Annotated in this window: 4 protein-coding genes; all 4 read right to left on the minus strand. The window is 42.6% G+C overall.

The window, feature by feature from the left end; genetic code table 11:
- Nucleotides 1–95 precede the first annotated feature (95 nt).
- The 4 genes from mdh to asnB all read right to left on the minus strand — a co-directional run bounded on the left by mdh (nucleotide 96) and on the right by asnB (nucleotide 5902).
- Complete coding sequence (gene mdh / locus Q0K96_RS02065; RefSeq protein WP_297332348.1) at nucleotides 96–1031, minus strand: malate dehydrogenase; 936 nt, start codon at nucleotides 1029–1031, stop codon at nucleotides 96–98.
- Nucleotides 1032–1062: 31 nt separating this feature from the next.
- Entirely contained in the window at nucleotides 1063–2088 is a 1026-nt protein-coding gene (locus Q0K96_RS02070; RefSeq protein WP_297332349.1) for a DUF6588 family protein, read from the minus strand.
- A complete protein-coding gene (gene gyrB, locus Q0K96_RS02075; protein WP_297332350.1) occupies nucleotides 2069–4009 on the minus strand; it encodes a DNA topoisomerase (ATP-hydrolyzing) subunit B in 1941 nt (646 codons plus the stop codon). Before gyrB ends, Q0K96_RS02070 begins: the two co-directional genes overlap by 20 nt.
- 267 nt (nucleotides 4010–4276) lie before the next feature.
- The gene (gene asnB / locus Q0K96_RS02080) at nucleotides 4277–5902 is read right to left on the minus strand and encodes an asparagine synthase B (RefSeq protein ID WP_297332351.1); all 1626 of its coding nucleotides are present in this window, start codon (nucleotides 5900–5902) and stop codon (nucleotides 4277–4279) included.
- Between the last annotated feature and the right edge of the window lie 118 nt (nucleotides 5903–6020).

Genomic DNA, 6020 nt, shown 5'->3' on the forward strand with positions numbered 1-6020 from the left:
TATATAATTTACCATAAGATTAAACAATTTATTTCCAAATAATATCTTAAAAAAAAGGCTGCCAGTGGCAGCCTTGTTAACTTGCATGTACATTATTATGCAAGCACAGATTTTAATGCATCATTCATACTGCGCACAGCATCAGCACTTTTAGAAAATAATTCTTTTTCCTTATCGTTAAGTTGTACATCTACAATCTCTTCTATACCATTTTTACCTATAATACACGGTACTCCCATGCAAATATCGTTTTGCCCGTACTCGCCGTCCAGCATTACAGAACATGGTATCATCTTCTTCTGGTCGTTAAGTATGCTGTCTACAAGATAAGCAACAGAAGCTCCCGGCGCATACCATGCAGAGGTACCTAAAAGCCCTGTAAGCGTAGCGCCACCCACCATAGTGTCGGCAGCTACTTTATCAAGCACTTCCTGAGAAAGGAACTGAGATACAGGCGCACCGTTATAAGACGCAAGCCTTGTAAGCGGTATCATTGTTGTATCACCGTGACCTCCTATTACCATACCCTGAACGTCATTAGCAGGTTTGTTTAGCGCAGTTGAGAGGTAGTATTTAAAGCGTGAGCTGTCAAGAGCACCACCCATACCTATAATCCTGTTCTTTGGCAATCCTGTAGCTTTAAGAGTAAGGTATGTCATAGTATCCATAGGGTTAGATACTACTACAATAATTGCATCCGGCGAGTGCTGCAATACATTATCGGCAACTGATTTAACAATACCTGCATTTATACCGATAAGCTCTTCCCTTGTCATACCCGGTTTTCTTGGTATGCCCGAAGTAATAACCACAACATTACTGCCTGCAGTCTTGCTGTAATCATTAGTACTTCCTGATACTCTTGTGTTAAAGCCTGTAGTGGTTGCACACTGCATGATATCCATAGCCTTGCCTTCGGCAAAACCTTCTTTAATATCCAGTAAAACCACTTCACTCGCAATTCCCCTGTATGATATTACGTCTGCACAGGTAGCGCCTACATTACCGGCACCTACAATGGTAACTTTCATAATATAATGTCTTTTTTAAATTGGTTAATTTTTAAAATAAATATTGTAAAGAGATATTTGTGTTTACAAATTTACCAAAAGCAAGTATAGTTTGCACAGAAAAATTATTAATTTTATAACAAACTCCTGCTTCGCCTATATAATTAACCCTTGTTTTGTAAATCTCTTTCAGCCTTGTGTTCAGCACATCCTGTAACGGTATTATCGACTCTATACTCCCTTTCTCTCCGCCCACCTTATATTCAACATCGCTCGTACTGTATATAAAGCTGCCCAAAACCTCGAACTTGCCAAATTCTTTAGAAGCGCTTGCCTGAAAATGCCATGTATCTACTATGCCGTTTATCTCGCTTATGCCGAGCGTTCCGTAATCCGTTTTAATATCAAGGAAATTAAAGGAAACATCTTCATTAGAATAGGCAGCTAAAACAGCTATATGGATTTTTTTTTGCTGAAGGCTGTCTAAATACTGGCTTATGTTGTGCTTAATACCAAAACCATATACCTGGTAGTTGCTTTTTTTCAGCCTTACACGTGTAGAATATTTCGCCACGAGTTCTGTGCCGCCCCATAGCGCAACCGAACCCTGAAGATATGGATAGGCAACGGTTTGCATATCCATGCCCTGCGGCGTTTCGAGCCTCACCTCGCTGTCGCCAAGCATACCGGTAAGATATACCTGGTCATCATTTCCCAAAGCGGTAGGCACTGTTGCAGAAGTCCCCTCCTCTAGTTGGAAAAAAGTAAAATCAGAATTGATTATAGTAAATTCCCTGTCACGTTTCGGTGTAAAAAACACATTGGTATGTATGCCAAGAGATACATCCCACAATTCCCGTTTTCTCGGACTTGTTATCCACCCAGAAGCAGCCTGGTAAACGGCAGCATCTGTAGCGGGGGTAACATACTGGTTAGAAAAAAACAGGGCATCGTCTATAAGATGCCCCATTTGTTCTAAAACTTCTGTGTTTGATTGCGCAACAGCTTTGCCCGTTGTAAATAACAGTGCTGCAGCAAAAAATATTGTAAAGCCAAACTTATGCGTCGATATTGGCATAAGCGGCATTTTTCTCAATAAATTCCCTTCGTGGTGGCACTTCGTCACCCATAAGCATAGAGAATATCCTGTCGGCCTCTGTTAAGCTGTCTATGCTTACCTGGCGTAGTGTTCGGCGCTCAGGGTCCATGGTAGTATCCCAAAGCTGCTCTGCGTTCATCTCTCCAAGACCTTTGTAACGCTGAATGCTGGCGCCGCCACCCATACTGTGGTTTATCTGGTCGCGTTGGTTATCTGTCCATGCATACTCTTTTCGGTTCCCTTTCTTAACAAGGTATAAAGGAGGCGTAGCAATATATACGTGCCCGTTCTCTATAAGCTCTTTCATAAAACGGAAAAAGAACGTTAGTATAAGCGTAGAAATGTGGCTGCCGTCAACGTCGGCATCACACATAATAACCACTTTATGGTAGCGGAGCTTTTCAAGGTTAAGTGCCTTGCTGTCTTCAGCCGTACCTATAGTTACACCAAGAGCCGTGAAAATATTACGTATCTCTTCGTTTTCAAATACTTTGTGGTGCATGGCTTTTTCTACGTTAAGTATTTTACCCCTTAACGGAAGAATTGCCTGGAATGCCCTGTCCCTTCCCTGCTTTGCAGTTCCTCCGGCAGAGTCACCCTCTACAAGGAATATTTCGCATTTTGCCGGATCCTGCTCAGAACAGTCAGATAATTTACCCGGAAGTCCGCCACCGCCCATAACTGTTTTACGCTGCACCATTTCGCGTGCTTTTTTGGCTGCATGGCGCGCCTGTGCCGCAAGAATAACCTTTTGCACAATTATTTTGGCATCGTTAGGGTTCTCTTCAAGGTAATTTTCCAGCATTTCAGATACCGCCTGGCTTACCGGCGCAACTACCTCGCGGTTACCCAGCTTGGTTTTGGTTTGCCCCTCAAACTGCGGTTCCTGTACTTTTACCGATATGATTGCTGTTAAGCCTTCGCGGAAGTCATCTCCAGAAATTTCAAATTTCAGCTTTTCGAGCATCCCTGATGTTTCGGCATACTTTTTAAGGGTGTTGGTTAAACCCCTTCTGAAACCGGAAAGGTGTGTACCACCTTCATGGGTATTAATATTGTTTACGTAAGAAAATATATTTTCTGTATAGCTGGTGTTATACACAAGGGCAACCTCTACCGGCACATCGCCTTTATCAGTTTCCATACTTATTACACTGGCAATAATCGGTTCACGGTTACCGTCAAGAAATTTAACGAACTCCTTAAGCCCTTCTTCTGAATGGAACTTTTCAGCAACAAAGTTGCCATCTTTATCTGTTTCCCTTTTATCAGTAAGCGTTATGGTTATTCCTTTATTAAGAAAAGACAGTTCGCGCATACGTGCTGCAAGCGTATCGTAAGAATACTCTGTAGTCTGGGTAAATATAGATGCATCAGGCTTAAAGGTTACTGTAGTACCCCTCTTTTCTGTTTCGCCAACCTGCTTAACAGGATATATTGCCTTCCCCCTTTCATATTCCTGCTCGTAGATTTTACCTTCGCGGAAAACGGTCGCTTTTAAATGGTCTGAAAGCGCGTTAACGCAGCTTACACCCACACCGTGCAAACCACCCGATACTTTATAGGAATCTTTATCAAACTTACCGCCTGCACCAATTTTGGTCATAACAACCTGAAGTGCCGATACGCCTTCTTTTTTATGTATATCTACCGGTATACCGCGACCATTATCTTCTACGGTAATGGAGTTATCTTCATTAATGGTAACATAAATAGTATCACAATGACCGGCAAGTGCCTCATCTATAGAGTTATCAACTACCTCATAAACCAGGTGGTGAAGACCCCTCGTACCCACATCGCCAATGTACATGGAAGGACGCATCCTTACGTGCTCCATACCCTCAAGGGCCTGAATACTGTCTGCCGAATAATTGTTCTTCTTTATTTCCTCACTCATAAAAATATGTTCTTAACGAAATTTTAAGTTTAACGAACAAATATAAGAAAACGCTAAGGATATTTGTGCAAAACGGGTGTTTTTAGCATCCAAGTTATTAACAATTTATTAAAACTAACTATTCGTTACCAACTATGCTGATGATATGCAAAAAACACCACAAACTGCTGTATTTGATAGCAGCATAAAGCTACACAAACAAAAAACGCCCCCTGTGAGGGAGCGCTTTTCTACAAACAAACAAACTAAATTCCAAAAAACCTGAAATTATACTGCAATATCTATTTTTACCGGGCAAGATAAAGCGGTATCAGCATTTATGTGTGCTTCGTTAGCCCTGCCGCTTGGGTCGGTATTGGCCTGCCACTTGGGTATCCAGCGCCTTACGGTTTGTGCCGCACTAACCTGTGGGAAATGCTTTGCAAAAACCGACCTGTAGTAATATGCCTCTTTAGTTGCCGGGGTGTTATAAGGGAAACGTTCCTGGGCATTAGCCAGCTCTTCATCGGTTACCATATCGGCACAATAATCTATAAGGTTGTTAATCCAGCTATACCCTACCCCATCGCTAAACTGTTCTTTTTGCCTCCATAACACACTATCCGGCAGGTAAGGCTGTTGTGGTGTGTCAAACGCTTTGCGAAGTATATATTTTTCTATTCCATTATAGGTTTGGGGCTGTTTTTCTGACGGGTTTATTTTAACGGCAAGCTCTAAAAAAGCTTTGTCAAGAAACGGTACCCTTGCCTCAAGCCCGTGTGCCATGGTAGATTTATCTGCCCTCAGCAAATCGGCGGTAAAAAGCTTTTGTACCCTCTCTATAGTTTCTTTCTGAAAATCGGCTGCCGAAGGCGCATTCCTGAAATACAGGTAACCCCCGAAAATTTCATCGGCCCCTTCGCCGGAGAGCACAACCTTTACCCCCTCCCTAGTAATTGCCTGCGAAAGAAAATACATAGGCGTACTTGCCCTTACCGATGTTACATCATAGGTTTCTAAGTGCCATATCAGCTTATCAAGTATGGCTATACCCTCTTCTACCGTGAAATATATTTCGTGGTGCTGCGTGCCTAAAAATGCCGCTACTTCTCGCGCCGCAACAACATCTGGCGCATCTTCGGTAAGACCAATAGAAAATGAATGCAATATTTCGCCTTTCTCTTTCATCAGCCGTGCTGCAATAGCTGATGTTAATGACGAGTCTAATCCGCCTGAAAGCAATACACCAACAGGCACATCGCTCATCAGCCTTTTCTGTACAGCGGCAGTAAGTGTTTCCCTTATGGCTGTATAATCAGTCTCCTCAACAGCTTTAGCAGCGTCTTCCCATTGCGGCCTGTAGTACTTTACAAATCCTGTTTGCGGAGTGTAGTAATGCCCCGGCGGAAAAGTAGAGAACGTCTGGCACTGGTCGGCAATGGCTTTCATTTCACTGGCAAAATAAATGCGCCCCCTTTCATCAAGCCCGTAATACAGTGGCTTGATACCAAGCGGGTCGCGCCCTGCTATAAAATCGTCTCCGTTAACCACAACAAAGGCAAACATACCATCTAGCATATTGCAGAAGCTGTAACCAAACTCCTCATACAGGTGCACTATAACTTCCGAATCAGAATGCGTCCGGAAAGTATGGTGTTTTAATACTGTTTCGCGCAGTTCCTTATGGTTGTATATTTCGCCATTGTGCACCATCCAGGCATTCTGGCTGCCCTGTATGGGCTGCCTGCCACCATTAACATCTATAATAGACAGGCGCTCGTGGCTTAGTATATGCCCTTTCTCTGTTACATAAAGGTCGCTCTCATCAGGGCCGCGATGCGACATCCTTTTGCTGAGTTGTTTTACTAATGCCTCGTCTTTTCCTTTTCCTATTATTGCTAAAATTCCGCACATGGTCGCTTTGTGTTACTGGTTACTGCTGTTAATACAACAAAGCAAATATGCGGTTGAAGTTTAAATTTTAAAACATAACATCTATTTTAACTTACAATATGAAGTTAAAATCATTAAT

It is taken from the genome of Flavobacterium sp. (genome assembly GCF_024305175.1).
Classification (GTDB): Bacteria; Bacteroidota; Bacteroidia; order Flavobacteriales; family Flavobacteriaceae; genus Flavobacterium.

Excerpts from the sequence above, each read along its gene's own strand:
- Q0K96_RS02070 (WP_297332349.1), bottom strand. The coding sequence starts at position 2,088 with ATGCCAATATCGACGCATAAGTTTGGCTTTACAATATTTTTTGCTGCA.
- asnB (WP_297332351.1), bottom strand. The coding sequence starts at position 5,902 with ATGTGCGGAATTTTAGCAATAATAGGAAAAGGAAAAGACGAGGCATTA.
- gyrB (WP_297332350.1), bottom strand. The coding sequence starts at position 4,009 with ATGAGTGAGGAAATAAAGAAGAACAATTATTCGGCAGACAGTATTCAG.
- mdh (WP_297332348.1), bottom strand. The coding sequence starts at position 1,031 with ATGAAAGTTACCATTGTAGGTGCCGGTAATGTAGGCGCTACCTGTGCA.